Annotated in this window: 29 protein-coding genes, 2 pseudogenes and 1 riboswitch; of the genes and pseudogenes, 15 read left to right on the top strand and 16 right to left on the bottom strand. The window is 65.3% G+C overall.

Features of this window, described 5'->3' with window-relative positions:
• Positions 1–92 precede the first annotated feature (92 nt).
• The 6 genes and pseudogenes from JD971_RS02205 to JD971_RS17005 all read right to left on the bottom strand — a co-directional run.
• A complete protein-coding gene (locus JD971_RS02205; RefSeq protein WP_202085645.1) occupies positions 93–725 on the bottom strand; it encodes a hypothetical protein in 633 nt (210 codons plus the stop codon).
• Positions 726–838: 113 nt separating this feature from the next.
• Positions 839–1,402: a thermonuclease family protein gene (locus JD971_RS02200; RefSeq protein ID WP_202085644.1), complete on the bottom strand. Its 564-nt coding sequence runs from the start codon at positions 1,400–1,402 to the stop codon at positions 839–841.
• Positions 1,399–2,364: a phytoene/squalene synthase family protein gene (locus tag JD971_RS02195; RefSeq protein ID WP_202085643.1), complete on the bottom strand. Its 966-nt coding sequence runs from the start codon at positions 2,362–2,364 to the stop codon at positions 1,399–1,401. Before JD971_RS02195 ends, JD971_RS02200 begins: the two co-directional genes overlap by 4 nt.
• Positions 2,365–2,384: 20 nt before the next feature.
• The gene (locus tag JD971_RS02190) at positions 2,385–3,869 is read right to left on the bottom strand and encodes a phytoene desaturase (RefSeq protein WP_202087261.1); all 1,485 of its coding nucleotides are present in this window, start codon (positions 3,867–3,869) and stop codon (positions 2,385–2,387) included.
• Positions 3,870–3,901: 32 nt separating this feature from the next.
• Entirely contained in the window at positions 3,902–4,621 is a 720-nt protein-coding gene (gene crtY, locus JD971_RS17010; protein WP_371809696.1) for a lycopene beta-cyclase CrtY, read from the bottom strand.
• A gap of 70 nt (positions 4,622–4,691) precedes the next feature.
• Positions 4,692–5,039: pseudogene (locus JD971_RS17005) on the bottom strand (lycopene cyclase family protein); the annotation flags it as partial.
• Here JD971_RS17005 and JD971_RS16425 point away from each other — a divergent pair.
• From JD971_RS16425 to JD971_RS02140, 10 genes are all read left to right on the top strand, one after another.
• Positions 4,974–5,228 carry a hypothetical protein gene (locus JD971_RS16425; protein WP_236672423.1) on the top strand — a complete coding sequence of 85 codons (255 nt, stop codon included), beginning with the start codon at positions 4,974–4,976 and terminating at the stop codon, positions 5,226–5,228. The pseudogene JD971_RS17005 and the gene JD971_RS16425 overlap by 66 nt on opposite strands.
• Positions 5,198–5,305: riboswitch (TPP riboswitch) on the top strand. Its footprint overlaps the gene before it by 31 nt.
• A gap of 42 nt (positions 5,306–5,347) precedes the next feature.
• Positions 5,348–7,285: a phosphomethylpyrimidine synthase ThiC gene (thiC, locus tag JD971_RS02180; RefSeq protein ID WP_236672222.1), complete on the top strand. Its 1,938-nt coding sequence runs from the start codon at positions 5,348–5,350 to the stop codon at positions 7,283–7,285.
• Positions 7,286–7,292: 7 nt separating this feature from the next.
• Entirely contained in the window at positions 7,293–7,640 is a 348-nt protein-coding gene (locus tag JD971_RS02175) for a hypothetical protein (RefSeq protein ID WP_202085642.1), read from the top strand.
• 178 nt (positions 7,641–7,818) lie between these two features.
• A complete protein-coding gene (locus JD971_RS02170; protein WP_202085641.1) occupies positions 7,819–8,163 on the top strand; it encodes an HPF/RaiA family ribosome-associated protein in 345 nt (114 codons plus the stop codon).
• 62 nt (positions 8,164–8,225) lie between these two features.
• Positions 8,226–8,708, top strand: coding sequence for a COG3650 family protein (locus JD971_RS02165; RefSeq protein WP_202085640.1), 483 nt, complete (start codon positions 8,226–8,228; stop codon positions 8,706–8,708).
• Between the two features lie 155 nt (positions 8,709–8,863).
• Entirely contained in the window at positions 8,864–9,442 is a 579-nt protein-coding gene (locus JD971_RS02160) for a fasciclin domain-containing protein (protein WP_202085639.1), read from the top strand.
• 90 nt (positions 9,443–9,532) lie between these two features.
• Complete coding sequence (locus tag JD971_RS02155) at positions 9,533–9,739, top strand: hypothetical protein (protein WP_202085636.1); 207 nt, start codon at positions 9,533–9,535, stop codon at positions 9,737–9,739.
• 211 nt (positions 9,740–9,950) lie between these two features.
• Positions 9,951–10,157, top strand: coding sequence for a cold-shock protein (locus tag JD971_RS02150; protein WP_202087257.1), 207 nt, complete (start codon positions 9,951–9,953; stop codon positions 10,155–10,157).
• A gap of 169 nt (positions 10,158–10,326) precedes the next feature.
• Positions 10,327–10,905: a YbhB/YbcL family Raf kinase inhibitor-like protein gene (locus JD971_RS02145; RefSeq protein ID WP_202085635.1), complete on the top strand. Its 579-nt coding sequence runs from the start codon at positions 10,327–10,329 to the stop codon at positions 10,903–10,905.
• A gap of 51 nt (positions 10,906–10,956) precedes the next feature.
• On the top strand, positions 10,957–11,208 hold the full coding sequence (locus JD971_RS02140) for an SWIB/MDM2 domain-containing protein (RefSeq protein WP_202085634.1): 252 nt from the start codon (positions 10,957–10,959) through the stop codon (positions 11,206–11,208).
• Between the two features lie 10 nt (positions 11,209–11,218).
• Here JD971_RS02140 and JD971_RS02135 read toward each other — a convergent pair whose 3' ends face one another.
• Positions 11,219–11,653: a DoxX family protein gene (locus JD971_RS02135; protein WP_202085633.1), complete on the bottom strand. Its 435-nt coding sequence runs from the start codon at positions 11,651–11,653 to the stop codon at positions 11,219–11,221.
• Between the two features lie 20 nt (positions 11,654–11,673).
• Between JD971_RS02135 and JD971_RS02130 the strand changes: the two genes are divergently transcribed.
• Positions 11,674–12,459, top strand: a complete 786-nt coding sequence (locus tag JD971_RS02130) for a DUF72 domain-containing protein (RefSeq protein WP_202085631.1) — start codon at positions 11,674–11,676, stop codon at positions 12,457–12,459.
• On the opposite strand, the gene JD971_RS02125 is transcribed toward JD971_RS02130, so the two are convergent.
• The 6 genes from JD971_RS02125 to dapD form a co-directional block, all read right to left on the bottom strand.
• Positions 12,454–12,894, bottom strand: coding sequence for a DUF1810 domain-containing protein (locus tag JD971_RS02125; protein WP_202085629.1), 441 nt, complete (start codon positions 12,892–12,894; stop codon positions 12,454–12,456). The genes JD971_RS02130 and JD971_RS02125 overlap by 6 nt on opposite strands.
• Positions 12,891–13,220 carry a DUF3140 domain-containing protein gene (locus tag JD971_RS02120; RefSeq protein ID WP_236672221.1) on the bottom strand — a complete coding sequence of 110 codons (330 nt, stop codon included), beginning with the start codon at positions 13,218–13,220 and terminating at the stop codon, positions 12,891–12,893. Before JD971_RS02120 ends, JD971_RS02125 begins: the two co-directional genes overlap by 4 nt.
• Before the next feature lie 6 nt (positions 13,221–13,226).
• Positions 13,227–13,409: a DUF3008 family protein gene (locus JD971_RS02115; RefSeq protein ID WP_202085627.1), complete on the bottom strand. Its 183-nt coding sequence runs from the start codon at positions 13,407–13,409 to the stop codon at positions 13,227–13,229.
• Entirely contained in the window at positions 13,409–13,633 is a 225-nt protein-coding gene (locus JD971_RS02110; RefSeq protein ID WP_371809695.1) for a DUF2945 domain-containing protein, read from the bottom strand. Before JD971_RS02110 ends, JD971_RS02115 begins: the two co-directional genes overlap by 1 nt.
• Before the next feature lie 17 nt (positions 13,634–13,650).
• Complete coding sequence (locus tag JD971_RS02105) at positions 13,651–13,950, bottom strand: hypothetical protein (protein WP_202085626.1); 300 nt, start codon at positions 13,948–13,950, stop codon at positions 13,651–13,653.
• Between the two features lie 138 nt (positions 13,951–14,088).
• Positions 14,089–14,934, bottom strand: coding sequence for a 2,3,4,5-tetrahydropyridine-2,6-dicarboxylate N-succinyltransferase (gene dapD / locus JD971_RS02100; RefSeq protein WP_202085625.1), 846 nt, complete (start codon positions 14,932–14,934; stop codon positions 14,089–14,091).
• 276 nt (positions 14,935–15,210) lie between these two features.
• Between dapD and JD971_RS02095 the strand changes: the two genes are divergently transcribed.
• Both JD971_RS02095 and JD971_RS02090 read left to right on the top strand, forming a co-directional pair.
• Entirely contained in the window at positions 15,211–15,510 is a 300-nt protein-coding gene (locus tag JD971_RS02095; RefSeq protein WP_202085624.1) for a hypothetical protein, read from the top strand.
• Positions 15,485–17,686 carry a S8 family peptidase gene (locus JD971_RS02090; RefSeq protein WP_202085623.1) on the top strand — a complete coding sequence of 734 codons (2,202 nt, stop codon included), beginning with the start codon at positions 15,485–15,487 and terminating at the stop codon, positions 17,684–17,686. The genes JD971_RS02095 and JD971_RS02090 overlap by 26 nt, the downstream gene beginning before the upstream one ends.
• A 31-nt stretch (positions 17,687–17,717) precedes the next feature.
• Here the strand turns inward: JD971_RS02090 and gmk are convergent, their stop codons facing one another.
• The 3 genes from gmk to JD971_RS02075 all read right to left on the bottom strand — a co-directional run bounded on the left by gmk (position 17,718) and on the right by JD971_RS02075 (position 19,446).
• Positions 17,718–18,401, bottom strand: coding sequence for a guanylate kinase (gene gmk / locus JD971_RS02085; protein ID WP_202085622.1), 684 nt, complete (start codon positions 18,399–18,401; stop codon positions 17,718–17,720).
• Positions 18,402–18,484: 83 nt separating this feature from the next.
• Positions 18,485–18,844, bottom strand: coding sequence for a hypothetical protein (locus JD971_RS02080; RefSeq protein ID WP_202085621.1), 360 nt, complete (start codon positions 18,842–18,844; stop codon positions 18,485–18,487).
• A gap of 68 nt (positions 18,845–18,912) precedes the next feature.
• Positions 18,913–19,446, bottom strand: a complete 534-nt coding sequence (locus JD971_RS02075) for an SspB family protein (protein ID WP_202085620.1) — start codon at positions 19,444–19,446, stop codon at positions 18,913–18,915.
• 83 nt (positions 19,447–19,529) lie between these two features.
• Here JD971_RS02075 and hisB point away from each other — a divergent pair.
• Together hisB and hisH are read left to right on the top strand one after the other, a co-directional pair.
• A pseudogene (gene hisB / locus JD971_RS02070) lies at positions 19,530–20,139 on the top strand (imidazoleglycerol-phosphate dehydratase HisB).
• A 4-nt stretch (positions 20,140–20,143) separates the two neighbouring features.
• Positions 20,144–20,773 (top strand): imidazole glycerol phosphate synthase subunit HisH, encoded by a 630-nt coding sequence (gene hisH, locus JD971_RS02065; RefSeq protein WP_236672220.1) that lies wholly within the window; start codon positions 20,144–20,146, stop codon positions 20,771–20,773.
• The last annotated feature ends 30 nt before the right edge of the window (positions 20,774–20,803 follow it).

Below are 20,803 nucleotides of genomic sequence, written 5' to 3'. Positions count from 1 at the left end.
CCCAACATAGGCGGCGTCACGCCAGAATGAAACGGCGCAGCGCGCGAAACCCGTCAATCGCGCGCAGGCCCATGCCGAAAGGCCGCGCCCGATCAGGCGATGGCAGTCTGCGTTCTCTCGGCTGGCAATTTGCATGAACAGCCGGTGTGCCCGCCGATCAGCATGGCGGTGATTTCCGCATCGATCCTGTCGCCGTAATTCCATTCCAGCGCACGGCGGACCAACCGGCCCAGAATGGCGGGGGCGTCCCGGCTGTCGTGCCCGTCCGCGCCATGGACGAAGCCCGACACGTGCATCCATTGATGCATCAGATGCGCGGCCATGTTCACATGGTCCCCGGCGATCATGCATTGCGACAGGAACCAGCGCGCGGTGCGGATGGGAAGCGTGCCAAGCTCGGTCGCGCCGATGACGGGCGGGCCGTCACGGTCGCTGTCCGGGCCGGGCAGATCCTCGACCGCGATGGACAGGTTGAGCGTGTGGTCGCCGGTCACCCCGGCTTCCTGCCCGATCTGCACGCGTTGCCAGATTTCCTCGCCGGTGAGGCGGCGGACGGAGCCATGCGCGCCCTTCCACTGCGTGTCGCCGTAATCGGCCTTTCGGACGCTGGCGCCGAAGCCGGGCATCGACACCGCTTCGCGCAGGAGCCGGACCGATTCGCGGATGAATGCTTCCTCGGCGTCGTTCGCGCCGGTGATCTCGTGCAGTTGGACAGATACGCTCATGCCATTATCAACGCCAGCGACGAAAAGCGTTCCGTGCTTTTCACGCATTAAATTAACAGGCGAAAGCGAACGCCCGCTTAACGTCGCGCTACGCAAGGGTTCAGAACAGGCGTTCAGCACCAGCCCGAACGGTGCCCCTGCCACTCCTCCGCCAGCCCTTCGCGCACCAGGATGATGCCGAGCGATGTCCCGCCGCGTTCCACGATGCGCAGCTTGCGCCCGTACATGTCGGTATCGCGGTCGATCCGGGCGAGGCTGAACGGACCGGCGTTGAGCAATTCCTGCAAGCGCAGCGTCGCCTGCTCGCCGAGGGCCAGCTCCGCGTCGCATTCGGGCGTGCTGGTTTCCGGTGTGTTGATGTCGGCGATCCGGATCTTGTCCCCATCCATCCAGAACGTATCGCCATCGACCACGCAATTGGTGCGCGCCGGGCCGTCGCACATCACAAATTGCTGGCGCAGATCGTCGGCCGGGCCGGGCGCAGGCGACGCGACCTGTTCGGGCCGGGCGGGCGAAAACAGGCCGGGATCGAACCGCAGCCATAGCCCGAGCACGATCAGGATCGCAGAGGCCGCGACCACCATCCACGCCCCGTAATTCGGGCGCCGCTTTTCGGGCCAGAACGCGATGTCGGGCTTGCGTTTCGCATAGCGCGACTGGCGCCGGTTTCCCATCATCTTCGCGCCCTTTCCGCCAGTTGCCGCCGCGTCCACAGCCGGCCGCGCGCCGTCTCGCCGCAATCGCGCGGCGGGGGCCGCATGGCCGCGACGACCGATCTTGCGACCCAGCCCGCCTTGCTCAGTGCGCCTGTATGAACCCGCGCGTTCCATGCGTTCGGTCCGGCGCTTTCCACCATGCGCGCGATGTCGCCGTAAATCCCCGTCGCCGACAGGATCGCCCAGCGTGCCCGGAACGGCAACCGCCCGGCGCCGACCCTTGCCGACGCCTCGTGACAGCGCCCGATGGCGCAGGCATGCGCGACCAGATCGACGAGAGCGGCGCGGTAATGCGGCTTCATATGCTGTCCCGGCGGAATATCCGCCTCCACCAGCCATTCGATGGGGAGATAGCACCGCCCCGCCGCGTCATCCTCCCACAGATCACGGACGATATTGGCGAGCTGAAACGCGAGGCCGAGGTCGCATGCGCGGTCGAGCGTATCCTCGTCCGAACGCGGCACCCCCATGACCAGCGCCATCATCACCCCCACCGCGCCCGCGACGTGATAGCAATATTGCATCATGTCGGCCTCGGTCCGGGGGCGCCAGTCCTCGCTGTCGAGAGCGAACCCCGCGATCACGTCATCGGCATCGGCCGCGGTGATCCCGCATTCGCGCGCCACCACGCCGAAGCCGTCGAAACTCGCATCGCCGGTCGCAACCCCCTGCAACGCCAATGCGGTGCGCTGCCGTATGGTGGCGAGCCGTTCGTGCGGATTACTCTGATCGCCGAGCGCGCCGCCCATGTCCTGCGCATCGGCGAGATCGTCGCACGCCCGGCACCAGGCATAGAGCAGCCAAACGCGCTCCCGCTCCCGCCGCCCGAACAGGCGGCTGGCCACCGCAAAGCTTTTCGAGCCGCGCGCGATCGTATCCGCGGCATGCGCGACAAGCTCGGATCGCGCCGCTATCGTAACCATGCGTCCCCCGCCATCCCGGTTCAGCCCCGCGCGAGATCCGACAGCATCAGCCGCGCCGTCGCCTTGGCGCTGCCGACGACGCCCGGAATGCCGGCACCCGGATGCGTGCCCGCACCCACGATATAGAGATTGCCGATTTCATCGTCGCGGTTGTGCGCGCGGAAAAACGCACTCTGCGTGAGGATCGGCTGCAGGCTGAACGCACTGCCCAGATGGGCGGACAGGTCGTTGGAAAAATCGGTCGGGGTATAATGGAACTTCGTCACGATGCGCGAATGGATGTCGGGGATGAGCCGGCGGCCCACCTCGTCCAGCACGCGCTTTTCCAGCTCCTTGCCGACCGCGACCCAGTCCACCGGCAATTGCCCCAGATGCGCCACGGGCACGAGCGCGTAAAACGTGCTCATCCCTTCGGGCGCCATCGACGGGTCGGTGACGCTGGGGTGGTGAAGATAGATCGAAAAATCGCGCGGCAACACGCCATGCTTGTAGATATCGTCGAGCAAGCCTTCGTAGCGCGGGCCGAACAGGATCATGTGATGCGGGATGCCCGGCCATGTCCCCTCGACCCCGAAATGCACGACGAACAGGCTCGGCGACCATTTCTTCTTCGCCAGCGACTTCGCCATTTTCGCGCCCCGGCGATTGTCGGACAGAAGGTCGCGATAGCTGTGCATCAAATCGCCATTGGTGGCCACCGCGTCGAAATTCTCGTGCCAGCCGCTCTTCGTCGTGACGCCGGTGGCGCGGTTGCCGACCGTGTCGATGGATGCGACCGCATCGCCGATCCGGACCGTGCCGCCGATCCGCTCGAAATGGCGCACCATCGCGGCGATCAGCCGGTTGGTCCCGCCCTTGGCCCACCACACGCCGCCGTCCTTCTCCAGCTTGTGGATGAGAGCGTAGATCGCGCTCGTGCTCATCGGATTGCCGCCGACGAGCAGCGTGTGGAACGAGAGCGCCTCGCGCAGTTTCTCGTTCTTGATGTATTTCGACACCATGGAATAGACCGAGCGCCAGGCCTGATTCTTGATCATGGCGGGCGCGGCCTTCATCATGCTGGCAAAGCTGAGGAAGGGGACGTGGCCGAGCTTCACATAGCCTTCCTCGTAAACCGCGGCCGAATATTGGAGGAATTCCTCGTATCCGGCGAGGTCGGCGGGGTTGAGCTTGGAAATCTCGGCGGCGAGTTTCGGGATGTCGTTGGTGTAATCGAAGGTGGTGCCATCCTCCCAATGGAGGCGGTAGAACGGCTGCACTTCCTGCAATTCGATATCGTCGGCCATGTCGTGATCGGACAGGCGCCACAATTCGGCCAGGCAATCGGGATCGGTGATGACCGTCGGCCCGGCATCGAAGGTAAAACCGTCGCGTTCCCAGTGATAGGCCCGGCCGCCCGGCTTGTCCCGGGCCTCGATCACCGTGGTCGCGATCCCCGCCGATTGCAGCCGGATGGCGAGCGCGAGCCCGCCGAACCCTGCGCCGATCACCGCCGCGCGGCGCATGGGCGTATCGCCGTCCGCTGTGGTGGTGGTGTTCATCGCATGGTCTCCGTGGGCAGCGAAAGGGGGGCGGGGCCGCGCATGCCCGAAAGCGTGGCGATGGCGCGTCGGACCGGCACGGGCGGTTTTCCCGAAAGAATGCGCAGGGCATCGCGCCCCGTGCCCCGACCGGCATAGAACCGCTCTATCAAACCTTCATCCAAAGTATAGAACCTTTGCAGAACCCTGTATCGCTCCTCCGGCTCCGCCGCGTCGAAGAGCATCGCGGTCAACATGCGATGGAACCGCCCGAGGCGCCAGTGCCGCGCCGCGTAATCCCGGCTGGCCGCGGCCAGCGATGCGCTGTCGAGGGAGGGGAGGGCGGCGATATGATGCGCGAACCGCACCGCATCGGGAAGCGAATAGCTCGTGAGCGGCTGAAACAATCCGGCGCGCACGCCCGCCATGCCGACATCGCCCGCGCGGCGCCCGAGAAGTTCATCGAAATCGCCGCCGGCCACCACCGGCAGGACGCCGGTTTCCTCCCGCGTGACGGCCTCGATGCTCCACCCGCGCCGCGCGGCATAGGCATCGATCCGGCGGGTCAGCGTATCCCGGTCGAGGTCGGGCGTATCGCTGTAATAGGTATCCTCGACGAATATCTCGCTGTCCGAAAACGGGAGGAGATAGACGAAGCGATAGCCATCGTGCTGCGCGACGTCGGCATCCATCACCACCGGGCGCGTGACCCCGTGCGGTTCGCGCAGGGTCAGCATGCGGCCGGCAGAATCTCTGCCACCCACCGGTGAGAGGGGCAAGATCGCCCCGTGCCAGTCCGCGTGCGTCGATCACGCCCCTGGCCGCGATCCGCTGCTGGCTCGTCAATGTCGCGCCATCGGCGTCCAGCGCCGCGATGTCGGCCCGCGTCATGACCGCGTCGCCACCAAGTGCATCGCGCACCGCCCTGTCGAGATTTTCGGACGCGATCGTGCGATAAGGGGTGCGCAACATGCGGCGATATTCGGGAAAGACGACATCGTAGCCATCGTCCCACCGCATCGCGATCAGGGGTTCGAGAATTGCGCGATGTTCAGGCGCAATATCGCTTTCGAAAAAAGACCATAGGTGATGGCCGCCGACCGCAGCCCCGCGTTCCACCACGCCCACCGACAATTCGGGACGAAGCCGGTGCAGGGTCAGCGCGATCAGCCCGCCCGAAAGCCCGCCGCCCGCGATGAGAATATCGAATGTCCGGCCCATTACCGCCTGCTTACACGGGACAGGCCGGGGCGCAAGCGCGATGGCACAGCCCGGCAATGCTTTACCTCGCGCCTCGAAGCGGGTAGAACGCAGGCCATCCACCGGGGAGCCTGCTTGGGCTGAGAGGCGGGCGTAGCGCCCCGCGACCCGTCGAACCTGAACCTGTTAAGACAGGCGGAGGGAGTGGCGGTCCTTGCCCGGCAATGCCCGCACGCTTTCCCGCCGGGAAAGAGGAAGCGCACATGGCCGACATCAACTCCCCCCTGGAAAGCCAGCCCGGCAAGAACGGCGCCATCGGCGTCACCACCGGCCCCATCCGCGGCAGCCACAAGATCCACGTCGGCCCGACGAAGGAGCATGGCATCCATGTCGCCATGCGCGAAATCCGGCTGGAGCCCACGGCGAAGGAAGCGCCGGTGCGCGTGTACGACACCTCCGGCCCCTATACCGACCCGGATGCCGACATCGACATCAATCGCGGCCTCCCGCAGCTTCGCCGCGAATGGATCATGGGCCGCGGCGACGTCGAGGCATATGACGCGCGCGAGGTAAAGCCGGAGGACAATGGACAGCTCGGCCCCGACCGCAGCGGCGGCGTCCCCCCGTTCCCCAATGTCGTGAAACGCCCGCTGCGCGCGAAGGCCGGCGCCAATGTCAGCCAGATGCACTATGCCCGCCGCGGCATCATCACGCCGGAAATGGAATATGTGGCGGAGCGTGAAAACCTCGGCCGCGCGATGGTGCGCGACCACGTGCGCGACGGGCAAAGCTGGGGCGCGGAGATTCCCGATTACGTGACGCCCGAGTTTGTGCGCGAAGAAATCGCCTACGGCCGGGCCATCATTCCCAGCAATATCAACCACCCCGAATCCGAGCCGATGGCCATCGGGCGCAATTTCCTCGTCAAGATCAACGCCAATATCGGCAACAGCGCCGTCGCATCGGACGTCGCGAACGAGGTGGACAAGATGGTCTGGTCGATCCGCTGGGGCGCGGATACGGTCATGGACCTTTCGACCGGGCGCAACATTCACGACACGCGCGAATGGATCATCCGCAACAGCCCCGTTCCCATCGGCACCGTGCCGATTTACCAGGCATTGGAAAAGGTCGGCGGCATTGCCGAGGACCTGACCTGGGAAATCTTCCGCGATACGCTGATCGAGCAGGCCGAGCAGGGCGTCGATTATTTCACCATCCATGCAGGCGTGCGCCTGCCCTACGTCCCGATGACGGCCAAGCGCGTGACCGGCATCGTGTCGCGCGGCGGGTCGATCATGGCGAAATGGTGCCTCGCCCATCACAAGGAATCGTTCCTCTATGAACGGTTCGACGAGATTACCGAGATCATGAAGGCGTATGACGTCGCCTATTCGCTGGGCGACGGCCTGCGCCCCGGCAGCATCGCCGACGCCAATGACGAGGCGCAGTTCGCCGAGCTTTATACCCTTGGTGAGCTGACCAAACGCGCTTGGGAGCAGGACGTGCAGGTCATGATCGAGGGGCCGGGCCACGTGCCCATGCACAAGATCAAGGAAAACATGGAAAAGCAGCTCGAGGCGTGCGGCGAGGCGCCGTTCTACACGCTCGGGCCGCTCGTCACCGACATCGCGCCAGGCTATGACCACATTACGAGCGGCATCGGCGCGGCGCAGATCGGCTGGTACGGGACGGCGATGCTTTGCTACGTCACGCCGAAGGAGCATCTGGGCCTGCCCGACCGCGACGATGTGAAGGTCGGCGTCGTCACGTACAAGCTGGCCGCCCATGCCGCCGATCTGGCAAAGGGGCACCCGGCGGCAAAGGTGCGCGACGATGCGCTTTCCAAGGCGCGTTTCGATTTCCGCTGGCGGGATCAGTTCAACCTGTCGCTCGACCCCGAAACGGCGGAGCAGTATCACGATCAGACGCTCCCGGCGGAAGGCGCGAAGACCGCGCATTTCTGTTCCATGTGCGGGCCGAAGTTCTGTTCGATGAAGATCACGCAGGAAGTGCGCGATTTCGCAGCGAAGCAGAACAGCGACAGCTATCTGGCCTCCGAAAACATCCGCCGCGAAACCCCGTCCGAGGCGCGCGAAAACGCCGAGGAAGGGATGGAGGAAATGTCCCGCCGTTATAAGGAAAAGGGCGACCGGCTCTACCTGCCGGAAGACGAGGTCGAAACCGGCCCGGCGGAGTAAGCGCACGATGGGCGGCACGGACCCGATCGTGGAGCAGGACGCGGACCGCAAGGATCGCCGCCGCCTGCCCATGATCGGGCTGGTGCTGTCCGCACTCTATGTGGCGGGGCTGGTCGCCTATCTGTTCTGGCAGGGGCAGAACCCGGCGGATCTCAGGCTTAACGAGCTGGGCGATTTCCTCGGCGGGGTGTCCAGTCCGCTGGCGTTCCTGTGGCTCGTCCTCGGCTTTTTTCAGCAGAGCCGGGAGATCCGCCTGTCGGGCAAGGCGCTGCATCTGCAGGCCCGCGAAATGCGGCGCAGTGTAGACGAACATCGCCGCATTGCCGGCGGGGGTGAGGGGGGCGACACGCCCTGACCGCGCGCGTCTGCGTCGCATGTGCGCACGGCCCGTGTGAGCCGCCGGTGTGAACCGCCCGCACGAACCGCCCCTGTGAACCAATTGTGACAAACTGTGCAATCGGCGCCGGGCTTCCTTTCAAACGGCGCGAAACGCACCATCTTGGTTGGTATAAACAATCGAGAGGAACCGCGTCATGCATGTGCAATTCAATTCCGACAGCAGCGTCATGGGCACCGAAAACGTCGCCGAACGGATCGAGGCGCAGGTCCGTGAAAAGATCGCCCGGTTCGAGGATCGCCTCACCCGGCTGGAAATCCATGTGCGCGACGAAAACGGCCCCAAGGGCGGCGCGGACGACAAGGCCTGCACGATCGAGGCGCGCCCCGCGGGCGGCAAGCCTATCGGCGTCACCGCCCATGCCGCCACGGTCGACGATGCCGCGCGCAAGGCCGCCAGCACGCTGGCGCAACGGTTGCAGAGCCATTTCGGCAAGAGCGAGCGCCACAGCCGCGATCGCCGCCCCGAAAAGACGTTCTGAACCCGCGCCGCGCCGATCACGGCACGGTTGCGCGGGGCGCCCGCGTCGCCGATAAGCGCGCCATGCCGAATTCGTGCACGCCATGCGTATGTCGCCCCCTGCGGACCGGGATCGCCATCCCTCTGCTCGCCGCTCTCGCCCTTGCCGGGTGCCAGTCGGGCGGCGACACCCCCGATGGCGCGCCGGGGGACATAAATGACAATCGCCCCTTTTCCGGCATTGCGGAAAACGAAACGCTCCATTTCACCGGAACCGAACCGTTCTGGAGCGGGGAGGTGGCGGGCGGCGTCCTCACCTATACCGTGCCGGCGGACGATGGCGTGTCCGATACGGCGATCGCGGTGGACCGGTTTGCGGGGCGCAACGGCGTATCGTTCAGCGGCACGTTGAACGGGCAGAGCCTGACGCTCGCCGCGACGCCCGGGGCGTGCAATGACGGCATGTCGGGGCGGCGCTATCCTTTTGCGGTGACCTTGCAATTGGGCGATGAAACGCGGCTTGGCTGCGGCTGGACCGGGGCAAAGGAGTTCACCGGGCCGGCCTGATGCGGGCGCAAACCCTCGCGGTTCAGCGCGCGGAAAGTGTTTTGCCCCAGTTTCGCCACTTTCTTGGAACGAATGCCGACATCCTTTCGTTGTTGAAGCAATTCCCGGCCCGACATGGCCGTAAATTCTACAATGAGTTCACGAAAGGATTCACCATGAAACATATCGCAACCGCACTGATGGCTTCCGCTGCGCTGGCTCTGTCCGCATGCGGCGACACGGCCGAAGCGCCCGAAGCCGATGCCACCATGGATACCATGGCCGCCGAAGACACGATGACCATGGAAGGCGAGAATATCGTCCAGATGGCGCAGGGCAATTCCGATTTCTCGACCCTGGTGAGCGCAGTGACCGCCGCGAACCTCGGCGATACGCTTTCGGGCCCCGGCCCCTTCACGGTGTTTGCTCCCACGAACGCGGCATTCGACGCGCTTCCCGAGGGCACGCTGGCCGAACTCACCGCGCCTGAAGGCCAGGAAGAGCTGAGCGGCATCCTGAACTATCACGTGGTGTCGGGCGACGTCACCGCCGAAGCGTTGATGCAGCAGATCGAGCAGGGCGGCGGTTCGGCCGAGCTGACCACCGTCAACGGTGCCACCCTCACCGCCACGACCGAGGGCGGCAATGTCATCCTGACCGACGCCGCGGGCAATACCGCAACCGTCACGCAGGCCGATATGGATGCCTCCAACGGCACGATCCACGCCATCGACGCGGTCCTGATGCCGAGCTGATCGCGCATTACGGAACGATGATTTGCCAAGGGGCGGGCCTGTATCCACGGGCCCGCCCTTCTTGTTATGTGAAAAGGACGGGATACAGCCATGGCGACGAACACGGGAAAGGGTCACCGCACCGGTTCCATCGACGACCGCACGCAGGTCCGCAACCCGCAGACCAAACGCTGGACCAAGCGCGACCGCGAAGAGGGCAGCGCCACCGCGGGCCAGTTTATGGAACAGAAATCGGACGGCGAACCGTTCAAGGGCGTCGCGGAGGAGCCGGACGGCAGGCGCAATCGCGACGAATGATGCGCCCTGTTCGCCGAATGCGTTTGCCGGAACGGGCGCGGGCGTGCTACCCATGCAATCGCTGACGTCACAATTGCGACGGATATATCGGTGCCGGTCGGGCCAAAAACTCGCCTCTGACGACAACTTCCTTTCTCTTGACGACATGACGCACGACCCGGCCCGCGATTTTGCGGGGCGGAAACCTATCGTTTCTGGAAAGGAAACATCTATGCCCATCGGTACAGTCAAATTCTTCAACACCGAAAAAGGTTATGGCTTCATTCAGCCCGAAGATGGCGGCGAAGACAGCTTCGTCCACATTTCCGCGGTGCAGGCCGCCGGCATGCACACGCTGGAGCGTGATCAGCGCCTGAACTACGAAGTCGAAACCGGCCGTAACGGCAAGAAGGCTGCGATCAACCTCACCGAGGCGTGATCCCCCTGGCACGCCCCCGCCGGATGACGGCGGGGGCATGCTTTTCGCGTCCTTCCATGAGGGGCGCTCGAAATGACCGGAACGGACCGGGGCTGCAAACCGTTGATGGGTTCGAAAGTCGCGGGCGTCCCCGTACGTGGCGGCATTGTCTGTTGGAGAATCGAACCCGATGCTTGAAAAAGTACCCGCCTGGCTGGGCTCTGCGCTTAAAAATGTGCGCGCCGGCCATGCCAAGCTGACCATTGCCCGTCTCGGCGGGGAGGATGTGCTGGGAGCCAAGGGCTTCGCGCTGAAATCCCCCGCGTTTCAGGATGGCGCCGCGCTGGACCCGTCGTTCACCGCCGACGAGGAAGACGCCGTCGCACCGCCGCTGGAATGGAGCGACCCTCCGCCCAGCACGCAGGAGCTCGTGCTCATCGTCGAGGACCCGGATGCGCCGGGCGCCGAACCGTTCTGCCACTGGCTCGTATGGGGCCTCGCGCCGCAGCGGGGCAAGCTGCTCGAAGGCGAAACGCCGCCCAAGGTCGGCAAGAATTCCTATATGAAGGCCGAATGGCTGCTTCCCGACCCGCCCACGGGCCACGGGAGCCATGATTACGTGTTCCAGCTTTACGCGGTTGACATGCCGCTGGCGTTGCCGCCGGGCGCGGGCCGTTCAGATCTGGTTCGCCAGATGGAAGGGCATGTGCTCGCCGCGGCCGTCCTGACGGGAACCTATGCCCGCGAAGGCGGCGACGACCACGATTGACATTCACAAGGGGCGGTTCCGATCAGGACGCCCGAACGAGAGGATCAGCACATGGCTGCCAAGAATAACGCTATCAACAAGCCCGTCGCCGTTTCGGAGGATCTCGAAGTGATCGTCGGCAAGGGGCCACTGCCGCGCGGCGAAGTCACCGCGAAGGTGTGGGAATATATCAAGAAGCACGATCTTCAGGCCGCCGATGACAAGCGCATGATCGAACCTGATGAAAAGCTCGGCAAGGTCATCGGGACCGAGAAGATCTCGATGTTCAAGATGAGCGCGCAGGTCTCGAAGCATCTGGGCTGATCGCCCGCACCTAGCCGGTCCGGCGGCGCCATGGCCAGTCCACGACGCCGCCGGCCCACAAGGCCAGCCAGACCAGCACCGGCTGTGCCACCATGCGCGGCAGGTGATAGCCGAGGCCAAGCCCGTGATCCGCCCGGCCCATGTCCATGGCGAAATGGTTGATATTGGCCGGAAACACGCACACCGCATAAAGCGCAAGCCCGACCGCCGCCGCCTTCCGCAGGCGGACGGACACGGGTTGCACCATGCCGATCGCACCGAGAATTTCGGCGATTCCCGTCAACGCCACGACCGCCTCGGGCCAGGGCACCACAGCCGGCATGATGCCGAGAAACGGCGCCGGCGCCGCGAGGTGAAGCACCCCCGCCACGAAATACGCAAGCGCGAGCAGCCATCGCGCCGCGGTCCTGCCTCTCCCTTGGCGAATGGGGCGCGTCCGGTCCATCGCCGGGGCATAGCGCAGCCATGAGCGTTCGAACAGGCATCGGCGGCTGGCGTTTTGACGGATGGCGCGCGGGCGTGTTCTATCCCGACGATCTGCCTCGCCGCAAAGAACTGCATTTCGCGTCGCGGCAGGTCTCCGCGATCGAGGTGAACGGCACCTATTATCGCCTGCAAAAACCCGAAACCTTCGCCGCCTGGCGCGCGGATGTGCCCGACGGTTTCGTTTTCGCGCTCAAGGCGTCACGCTACATCTGCAATCGCCGCAAGCTCGCCGATGCGGGCGAAGCGGTCGAGCGGTTCTTTGCGCAGGGGTTGACTGAGCTGGGCGATGCGCTGGGCCCGATCCTGTGGCAATTTCCCGATTACCGCGCTTTCGATGCCGAGGATCTGGCCGCGTTTTTCGCGCTTCTGCCCCGCGAACGGCACGGCTTGCCGCTGCGGCACGTGATGGAGGTGCAGCATGACAGCTTCCGCTGCGCCGAATTTGTCGATCTGGCGCGGGGGCATGATATTGCCATCGCCTATGTCGACGGACCGGGTGGGCTGGCCATGGCCGATCTGTCGGGTGGGCTTGGCTATATGCGGATGAAGGGGGCGCGGTCGGACCTTGCCTCCGGATACGACGACGCGGCGCTGGACGACAAGGCGCGTATCGCGGCGGATTGGGACCAGGGGGTCGCCCCCAATGGCGTCAACCGGATCACCACGGCGCGCATGGGGGCTATGGACGACGTTTATGTTTTCGTCATCGACGGGGCGAAGGAACGCGCACCTGCCGCCGCGATTGCCCTCGCCGGACGTTTATAGGCCGAGGCGCGCGCCGGTCGCCGCGTCGCGCTGCCCATCGTAAAATGCGTCGATCACCGCGCCGAAGCGTTGGCCTGCTTCCGGCGTATCGCTGCATGCCTCGAACAGGGTCATCGAACTGCGCAGTTTCATGGCGTCGATGTCGCCCATGATCTCCACCGCGCCGCGTCGTCCCGCCCAATCGAGAACGGCATCGGTGCATCCGATGAGGCGCGGGCCGAGCACATCGTGCCGCAGATAGGCGCGCGCCTCTGCCGCATCGGCAATGGCATAGCGGCGCGCCATCGCGCTGTGGCCCAAACCGGCAATCTGCGGAAAGACGAACCACATCCAGTGGGACCGCTTCGCCCCGTCGCGCAATTCGCCGAGCGCACGTTCGTAAATGCCGTCCTGTGCCTCGACAAAGCGGGCGAGCCCGGATGCAGACCCGCTCATTTCAGCGGATCATGCCCCCAGTTCATGAGCGAATAGCGCCAGTTCGTATCCTCGACATCGCCGTCGGGCCGCTGTTCCAGGTGGCGATGGATGTAGCCGATTACCTTCTGCATATGGTCGTAATCGGCATCGGTGAGTTCATCGACATTGCGGCGCTTGATCTCGACGATGCGGCGGCCCGAACGATGGCCGGTGCTTTCGCCGCCATCGCTGTCACCGACCGATTTCGATTCGTCGGTGTCGAGCCATTCTTCAAGCTCCTTGGGCTGCATGTTCACGCAGTCGCCGAATTGCTTGCGGCATTCTTTCTTCTCGTCGTCGTCCACCGCGGGTCAGTCCTTCTTTTCGGGAAGGTCTTTCCGGTCGGTGGAGGCGAAATCCTCCAGCTCGTCCTCCGACATGGAATCGTACATGTCCTTCGACGCGCCCTGAAGGTCGGAGACTTTCGTCTCGCCGCGCTTTGCCGAAAGGGCCGCGTCGGCGGCCTTCTGCTGTGCCTTTGACTTTGCCGGCATCAGTTCGCCGCCTCAAGCTCGGACCCGAGTTTCAGAACCTCGTCACCGTCTTCCTGCTTGATGAGATAGGCAGGATTGTCCTCGGTGCCGTTCTTCTTGACCTTGGAGCCCTTGAGCGTGCGTTCCACGTCACGCTCGAAACGCTCCTTTATCTGTCCCTTCGCGGTGCCGTTGCCCCAGCTCCACTCGACATACTGGTCTTTCTGAAACTTGTTCTCGGACATGATGCCGGCTCCTGTCGTTATTGCGGGTCCACCATCTCCGGCTCCTCGCCCTCGGCGCCGACGCCGGGGATCGCGGTATCGGAGGCATCGCCAGGCTCGTTCGGCGCGGCGGCGCCGGCGGGCAGGACAGGCTGTTCGGGGGCAGTGCCGCTTGCGACCTCGTCATCGGTCGTGGCCGCGCCGAAAATCCAGATGGCCGACATGCCGCCCACGATCAAAACGAGGCTGATGATCAGCACCCAGCGCACGATATGCGGCGTCGATCCCGCGCGCGCTTCGGTGGTCGATACGTCAACTTCTTCGCCGTGGCGTTCCATGGTAATTGAGGCTCCTGTCCAAGATTGCAGTCTGATGCCCGCCCAGCGATACGTCCTGTCCGGGATTTATAACAGTGGTATTCGAACGCATGACGGCGCGGTTTCGTTCCGCCGCCGCCATGGCTCTGTGCCCGCGCGTTACGGGCGCAGCAGCTCGTTGATTGCGGTCTTGCCGCGGGTCTGCGCATCCACGGTTTTCACGATGACCGCGCAATAGAGCGAGGGGCCCTCGCTCCCGTCGGGAAGCGGCTTGCCCGGCATGGTGCCCGGCACGACCACGGAATAGGGCGGAACGTAGCCTGTGTGCACCGCGCCCGTCGCACGGTCGACGATGCGGGTCGATGCGCCCAGATACACGCCCATGGAGAGCACCGCGCCTTCGCCCACGCGCACGCCCTCGGCCACTTCGGAACGCGCACCGATGAAGGCGCCGTCCTCGATGATGACCGGGTCCGCCTGCAACGGTTCGAGCACGCCGCCGATGCCCGCGCCGCCCGACAGGTGCACGTTCTTGCCGATCTGCGCGCAGCTACCGACGGTCGCCCAGGTGTCGATCATCGCGCCTTCGTCGACGAACGCGCCAATGTTGACGAAGCTGGGCATGAGCACGACGCCCTTGCCGATGTGGCTGCCCCGCCGCGCGACCGCGCCGGGGACGACGCGGAAACCGGCCTCCTCGAAACGCGCATCGGTCCACCCGGCGAATTTCGACGGCACCTTGTCATAGGCGGGCGCGCCGCCCGAACCGTCGGGCACGATTTCATTGTCATTCAGGCGAAAGGACAGCAGCACCGCCTTTTTCAGCCACTGGTTCACCACCCATTCGCCATCGGCACCGCGTTCGGCCACCCGCGCCTCGCCATTGTCGAGCATCTGCAGCGCCGCTTCGACCGGACGGCGGACGTCGACGCTTTCGGGCGTGACATTGGCGCGGTCCTCGAACGCGGCGTCGATTTGCGATATCAGGTCGGCTTGATCGGTCATGATGGGCGGCATCCTCTGGCGACGGCCCGGTGGGGCCAATGGTTTGCGATGGTTCGCCTATCGCCCGTATCGCGACAGGACAAGAGCCTAGGGCGGTTACGCAGGCCATCGTTCAGCTTCGATGCACGCTCGCTGCGCTATCGGCAATGCCGGTCGATCTTCCGACAGGGCGGAAGGACACCGGGGCAAGGATCGAGATTACGCTGGCCGCGCAGGGACAACACAACGCATGACGATAATGCCGGGTCGAAACGCACAGCCCTCGCGGCATGGCAAATGGGCATGGGCGCTGTCGGGCTCGATGCTGCTCGTCGCGTGCGGCGGTGGTGGTGGCGGCATGACGAGCACGCCCGCGCCGCCGCCGGCTCCCGCGCCGAGCCCTGCGCCAACCCCGGCGCCCAGTCCCGCGCCAACGCCGACGCCGACGCCGGCACCCACGCCCACGCCGGCGCCAACACCCGCGCCGAGCCCTACGCCAACACCCGCGCCCAGCCCTACGCCCACACCGACACCCACACCGACTCCCAGTCCGACGCCGACCTTCACGCCGGTGCCGACCAACTTCGATACGGCTGAGTATCGCCGCTCGGACGGGCCGGAGCAGCATAATGTCATCTCCGCTTGGCAGAAGGGCGTGACCGGCAAGGGGGTCGCGATCGGGATCGTCGATACCGGCATCGATCCGGACAATCCGGAATTTGCCGGGCGCCTGTCCGCCGCATCCGCCGATGTCGCCGGAAGCCGCGGGCTGGAATCGGAGGACGGGCACGGGACGCAGGTCGCGCTGGTCGCGGCGGCCGCGCGCAATGATACAGGCGTGATCGGCATCGCGTATGATGCCACGATCATCGCCCTGCGCGCAGACACGCCGGGCAGCTGCGCCACCGAAGATCCCGAAGATCCCTCCACCGGTTGCACCTTCGGCGACCGGGCCATCGCCGCCGGGATCAATCGCGCCGCCGATGCGGGCGCGCGGGTGGTCAATCTCTCGCTCGGCGGGGGCAGGGCGGGGCGCGAGGTGCGCAACGCGGTGGCGCGTGCGGCGGCCATGGGCGTCGTGGTGGTCGTGTCGGCGGGCAATGACGGCGATTCCACCGATGTGGATATCGACCCGGACAATCCCGACCCCTTCGCCACCGATACGTTGAGCGGGGCGCCCGCCAACGTCATCATCGCCGGGTCGGTCGATGCCGACAATCGCATTTCGGGTTTCAGCAACCGGGCCGGCAGTTTCGCCGCATCCTTTCTCTCCGCGCGCGGCGGGCGCGTATGCTGCGTCTATGAAAACGGGGAGGTTTTTACGACGGAGGAGAACGGCACGAGCTTTGTCTATGTCGTGTCGGGTACCAGCTTCGCCGCGCCGCAGATTTCGGGCGCGGTGGCCTTGCTCGCGCAGGCGTTTCCCAATCTTTCGGGCGATCAGATTGTCGAGATTCTCCTCAACAGCGCGCGCGATCTGGGCGATCCGGGTGCCGATGCCATCTATGGCCGCGGGCTGCTCGACATCGCCGCCGCGTTCGCGCCGCAGGGGGCGACCACGCTCGCCGGGTCCGCCACGCCGGTCAGCTTGAGCGATGTGGGCGGGACCACCGGCACGGCGATGGGCGATGCGTCCGCAGGTGCCCGGATGGGCGCGGTGATTCTCGATGGATATGACCGTGCCTATGCGATGGATCTTGCCGCCTCGCTGCGGGAGGCTTCGCCGACGCCGCGCCTGCACCGCGCGATGGCGGGGGCGACGCGCAACCTGGCGTTCGATGCCGGGAAACTCGCCCTGGGCTTTACCATATCGAACGATTCGACACAGGCGCCCGACCCGGTGTCGCGCCTCACCCTGACCGAGGAGCAGGGCCGGCAGGCGCAGGTCCTGGCCGCGCGCGTATCGGCGCAGCTTGCGCCGGATACCGCGATCGCCTTCGGGTTCCGGCAAGGCGCGGGGGGATTGCAGGCGATGCTCCAAGGCGCGCAGCAGCCCGCCTTCATGATCGCAGGCGATGCACGGGGCGAGCTTGGCGTGATCGCGCGCACCGATGCCGCGCTCGCCTTGCGCCGCGAACTCGGCGATTTCGGCCTCACGCTCAGCGCCGAAGGCGGCACCTTGTGGCAGATGCGCGACCGCGACGCGTTGCGCGATGCGCGGGTGCGGCCCGACCGGATGACGCGCTTTGCCGCGACGCTCGACCGGCAATGGGAGGATGTCGACATCGGCCTTTCGCTCGGCTGGATGGCGGAGGATCGCACCATTCTGGGCAGCCGTTTCCACGCCGCATTGGGGCAGGGCGGCGCGGATAGCATGATGCTGGATGGCGGGTTTGGCTGGCGGATAGGCGACCGATGGCGGCTCGGCGGCGGTTATCGGCATGCCTTTACCCACGCCCGCGAATCGGGCGCGGTGGCAGGGGGCTCGCGCCTGTCCGCCAATGCATGGAACGTGGATCTGGAACGGCGGGGCGTCTTCGCATCGGGCGACGCGCTGGCCCTTCGCCTATCGCAACCGCTGCGTGTGACGGGCGGAGGCGTGCGTTTCAACCTTCCCGTATCGTGGGATTACGACCGGGAGGAGGCCATTTTCGGCATTCGGACGCTGGCGCTTGCACCCACCGGGCGGGAAATCGCGACCGAGATCGCGTGGCGCGGGCGCACCGTGCTGGGCGATTTGGCGGCGAGCCTCTATTACAGGACCGACCCCGGCCATATCGCCGACTTCCCCGCGGACAAGGGCGTCGCGATGCAATGGTCGCACCGCTTCTGATCCGCCGGGATTGCGGCGGCGTCAAACGCTCTCAGGCCCGATTGCCGTCCTCGGTCAGTTCGCGCACGAAGCGGACGAGGCCCGTCTGACGCGCGCGGCGCAGGCGTTCCGCCTCCAGAATCTGGCGGACCTGGCGGTAACAGGCGTCGATATCGTCGTTGACGACGACATATTGGTAATCGTGCCAATGGCTGATTTCGGCGCGCGCACGTTCCATGCGGGCGTCGATGACCTGCGGATCGTCCGTGGCCCGCGCGGTCAGGCGGCGGCGCAATTCGTCGATGCTGGGCGGCAGGATGAAGACCGGCACCACGTCCGCCTCGGCCCGCTGGTGCAATTGCTGCGTCCCTTGCCAGTCGATGTCGAAAAGGAAGTCCTGCCCTTCCTTCAATCCGGCCCAGATGTGCGATTTGGGCGTGCCATAGCTGTGGCCGAAGACATGCGCCCATTCGAGAAAGGCGCTGTCGTCGATCATCGCGTCGAATTTTTCACGGCTGACGAAATGGTAATCGCGCCCGTCGACCTCGCCCGGACGCATCGGGCGCGTCGTCGCCGATACCGACAGCGCGAGCGCGGGATCGGCGGTGAGCAGCTTGCGCGCGATGGTGGTCTTGCCCGCTCCCGAGGGCGAGGACAGGATGAACATCAGGCCCCGGCGTTGCAGGGCGGGGCGTTCGTGCGTGCCGGTGTCGGGCGAATCTGAAGTTCTGTCCATGGCGGCAGATGCGCGCCATGGGCCATCCCGGTCAAGCCGGGACAGCCCTCATGGCGAAATTAGGGTCTTGGAAAAACCGGGGATCAACCCTTGGACCGGCCTTCGCGGATCTGCTTGCGCACCTGCTTGCGGCCTTCGCGCTTGGCGTCGCTGCCGCGGGCGCGGTCGTAGATCGTCTTGGCGACCAGCCCGCCGCCAACCGCCAGCGCGCCGGGCACGGAGCCTGTCGCCACGCGGGCCAGCACGGCCGAGGACAGCATGCGCGGGAGCGAGCGACCCTTGACCACCTTGTCGGCGGCGCTGTCGTTATAGCGCACCTTCAAGAGCTGTTTTTCCGCCACGCGCCGGGTGAGCCGGCCCACCCCGCGAAGGACGATGTCGGTGATGATCAGATTGGTCATCGGGTTCGGGCTGATACCCGGAAGGCGGCGACGCTTGGCCATGGGAATTCCTCGCTGTTCAAATCAGGGCTGGTAAAGTCTGGCCCCACAACGAAAACGCGTCGAGCCCCCTATTTCTTCTTTCCGAAATCGACGGTCACGACATTGGAGCCGTCATCGCCATCGGTCGCTTCATCAACGCCCGGATTGCCGCCCTGTTCCGCATCGCCCCCCGGCCCGCGGATCGCGTCATTGTTCGCATCCTCGTGGGGTTCGGGCTCTGCATCATGGCCGACGGGCTGAAACTGAAGGCCGAAATCCACCGCCGGATCGACAAAAGCGGTGATCGCGGCATAGGGAATGACCAGCTTCGCCGGCATCTGATTGAAGCTCAGCCCGACCGAGAAGAAATCGTCGGCCACGACCAGGTCCCAGAACTTGTTCTGCAACACGATGGTCATTTCATCGGGGAAACGCGCGCGCAAATGGTCGGGAATGTCGACGCCGGGCGCCTGCGATTTGAAGGTGATGTAGAAATGATGTCCGCCGGGCAGGACGCTGCCATTGGCTTGCACCTGTCCCAATACGCGGCCCACGACGGCGCGCAGGGCTTCCTGAACGATTTCGTCATAGGGGATCATGCTGTCTGGCGGGGTCTCTGTCATGCCTGCTGAATTGGCAACCCGTCCGCCTCCGGTCAAGCGGCAAAACAGGTTGCGCCGCCTGTCCGCGTGCCTATAGCGGGCGCATGCGGACAGGCCATATCAAGCGCAAGACCCACGAAACCGACATCGACGTTTCGGTCGATCTCGATGGCACCGGGCTTTACGACATTTCGACCGGCATCGGTTTTCTCGATCACATGGTGGAGCAATTCTCGCGCCATTCGCTGATCGACGTGCGGATGCGGATCGACGGCGACCTGCATGTCGACCAGCACCACACGGTCGAGGACAGCGCCATCGCGCTGGGACAGGCGCTCGACCAGGCCTTGGCCGACCGCAAGGGGATCAGCCGTTACGGCACCGCCTATTCGCCGATGGACGAAACGCTGGCGCGCGTGGCGCTCGACATTTCGGGGCGGTAAGTATCTCGTCTGGAAGGTAAGCTTTTCGCAGAGCCGGCTGGGCGAAATGGATACAGAGCTGTTCGACCACTGGTTCCATTCGGTGTCGCAGGCGTGCGGCATCACGCTGCACATCGAGCTGCTCTACGGGCAGAACAACCACCACATCATCGAGGCGATCTACAAGGGTTTCGCCCGCGCCATGCGGCAGGCGGTGGAAATCGATCCGCGCAAGGCCGATGCCGTCCCCTCGACCAAGGGGATGCTCGGCTCCGGCACGCTGGAGGTCTGATCGCTTGGGCGGGCATCTTGCTCTCATCGATTATGGCGCGGGCAACCTGCATTCGGTCGCCAATGCGCTGAAAGCCGCGGGCGCGGGCGATATTCGCGTCACCGCCGATCCCGAAATCGTGCGCGATGCCGAGCGCATCGTCTTGCCCGGCGTCGGCGCGTTCGGGGCATGCGCCAATGCCCTGCGCAGCATCGACGGCATGGTCGCGGCGATGGAGGAACGCGTAATGTCCGGCGGGGCGCCGTTCCTCGGCATTTGCGTGGGGATGCAATTGCTGGCCACGCGCGGGGTCGAACGCGGCGTGCATGACGGGCTCGACTGGATCGGCGGGGAGGTGCGCGCGATCGCGGTGACCGATCCGGCCATCAAGGTGCCGCACATGGGGTGGAACGACGTTGCGCCGATGCGCCATCACGACGGCGCCGAGCTGATCGAGGATGGCGAGGCCTATTTCCTCCACAGCTATCATTTCGCGGTCGACGATGGCCGCGATATTGCCGCGCTGACCGATCATGGCGGGGCGATTACGGCGGCGGTGGCGCGGGACAACCTGCTCGGCGTGCAGTTCCACCCGGAAAAGAGCCAGCGTTACGGCATCGCGCTGCTCGAACGCTTTCTCGACTGGCGGCCCTGAACCCTGCTTGCATCGGGAACCGGCAGGCCT

The organism is Croceicoccus sp. YJ47, assembly GCF_016745095.1.
Lineage (GTDB): Bacteria > Pseudomonadota > Alphaproteobacteria > Sphingomonadales > Sphingomonadaceae > Croceicoccus.
The sequence above is the reverse complement of the archived record's forward strand: the minus strand, read 5'-3'. Positions and strand labels throughout refer to the sequence as shown.

What these genes read in the sequence shown, in the direction of transcription:
- JD971_RS02205 (WP_202085645.1), bottom strand. Translation starts at nt 725, where the DNA reads ATGAGCGTATCTGTCCAACTGCACGAGATCACCGGCGCGAACGACGCC.
- JD971_RS02200 (WP_202085644.1), bottom strand. Translation starts at nt 1,402, where the DNA reads ATGATGGGAAACCGGCGCCAGTCGCGCTATGCGAAACGCAAGCCCGAC.
- JD971_RS02195 (WP_202085643.1), bottom strand. Translation starts at nt 2,364, where the DNA reads ATGGTTACGATAGCGGCGCGATCCGAGCTTGTCGCGCATGCCGCGGAT.
- JD971_RS02190 (WP_202087261.1), bottom strand. Translation starts at nt 3,869, where the DNA reads ATGCGCCGCGCGGCGGTGATCGGCGCAGGGTTCGGCGGGCTCGCGCTC.
- crtY (WP_371809696.1), bottom strand. Translation starts at nt 4,621, where the DNA reads ATGCTGACCCTGCGCGAACCGCACGGGGTCACGCGCCCGGTGGTGATG.
- JD971_RS16425 (WP_236672423.1), top strand. Translation starts at nt 4,974, where the DNA reads ATGGCCGCCGACCGCAGCCCCGCGTTCCACCACGCCCACCGACAATTC.
- thiC (WP_236672222.1), top strand. Translation starts at nt 5,348, where the DNA reads ATGGCCGACATCAACTCCCCCCTGGAAAGCCAGCCCGGCAAGAACGGC.
- JD971_RS02175 (WP_202085642.1), top strand. Translation starts at nt 7,293, where the DNA reads ATGGGCGGCACGGACCCGATCGTGGAGCAGGACGCGGACCGCAAGGAT.
- JD971_RS02170 (WP_202085641.1), top strand. Translation starts at nt 7,819, where the DNA reads ATGCATGTGCAATTCAATTCCGACAGCAGCGTCATGGGCACCGAAAAC.
- JD971_RS02165 (WP_202085640.1), top strand. Translation starts at nt 8,226, where the DNA reads ATGCCGAATTCGTGCACGCCATGCGTATGTCGCCCCCTGCGGACCGGG.
- JD971_RS02160 (WP_202085639.1), top strand. Translation starts at nt 8,864, where the DNA reads ATGAAACATATCGCAACCGCACTGATGGCTTCCGCTGCGCTGGCTCTG.
- JD971_RS02155 (WP_202085636.1), top strand. Translation starts at nt 9,533, where the DNA reads ATGGCGACGAACACGGGAAAGGGTCACCGCACCGGTTCCATCGACGAC.
- JD971_RS02150 (WP_202087257.1), top strand. Translation starts at nt 9,951, where the DNA reads ATGCCCATCGGTACAGTCAAATTCTTCAACACCGAAAAAGGTTATGGC.
- JD971_RS02145 (WP_202085635.1), top strand. Translation starts at nt 10,327, where the DNA reads ATGCTTGAAAAAGTACCCGCCTGGCTGGGCTCTGCGCTTAAAAATGTG.
- JD971_RS02140 (WP_202085634.1), top strand. Translation starts at nt 10,957, where the DNA reads ATGGCTGCCAAGAATAACGCTATCAACAAGCCCGTCGCCGTTTCGGAG.
- JD971_RS02135 (WP_202085633.1), bottom strand. Translation starts at nt 11,653, where the DNA reads ATGGACCGGACGCGCCCCATTCGCCAAGGGAGAGGCAGGACCGCGGCG.
- JD971_RS02130 (WP_202085631.1), top strand. Translation starts at nt 11,674, where the DNA reads ATGAGCGTTCGAACAGGCATCGGCGGCTGGCGTTTTGACGGATGGCGC.
- JD971_RS02125 (WP_202085629.1), bottom strand. Translation starts at nt 12,894, where the DNA reads ATGAGCGGGTCTGCATCCGGGCTCGCCCGCTTTGTCGAGGCACAGGAC.
- JD971_RS02115 (WP_202085627.1), bottom strand. Translation starts at nt 13,409, where the DNA reads ATGCCGGCAAAGTCAAAGGCACAGCAGAAGGCCGCCGACGCGGCCCTT.
- JD971_RS02110 (WP_371809695.1), bottom strand. Translation starts at nt 13,633, where the DNA reads ATGTCCGAGAACAAGTTTCAGAAAGACCAGTATGTCGAGTGGAGCTGG.
- JD971_RS02105 (WP_202085626.1), bottom strand. Translation starts at nt 13,950, where the DNA reads ATGGAACGCCACGGCGAAGAAGTTGACGTATCGACCACCGAAGCGCGC.
- dapD (WP_202085625.1), bottom strand. Translation starts at nt 14,934, where the DNA reads ATGACCGATCAAGCCGACCTGATATCGCAAATCGACGCCGCGTTCGAG.
- JD971_RS02095 (WP_202085624.1), top strand. Translation starts at nt 15,211, where the DNA reads ATGGGCATGGGCGCTGTCGGGCTCGATGCTGCTCGTCGCGTGCGGCGG.
- gmk (WP_202085622.1), bottom strand. Translation starts at nt 18,401, where the DNA reads ATGGACAGAACTTCAGATTCGCCCGACACCGGCACGCACGAACGCCCC.
- JD971_RS02080 (WP_202085621.1), bottom strand. Translation starts at nt 18,844, where the DNA reads ATGGCCAAGCGTCGCCGCCTTCCGGGTATCAGCCCGAACCCGATGACC.
- JD971_RS02075 (WP_202085620.1), bottom strand. Translation starts at nt 19,446, where the DNA reads ATGACAGAGACCCCGCCAGACAGCATGATCCCCTATGACGAAATCGTT.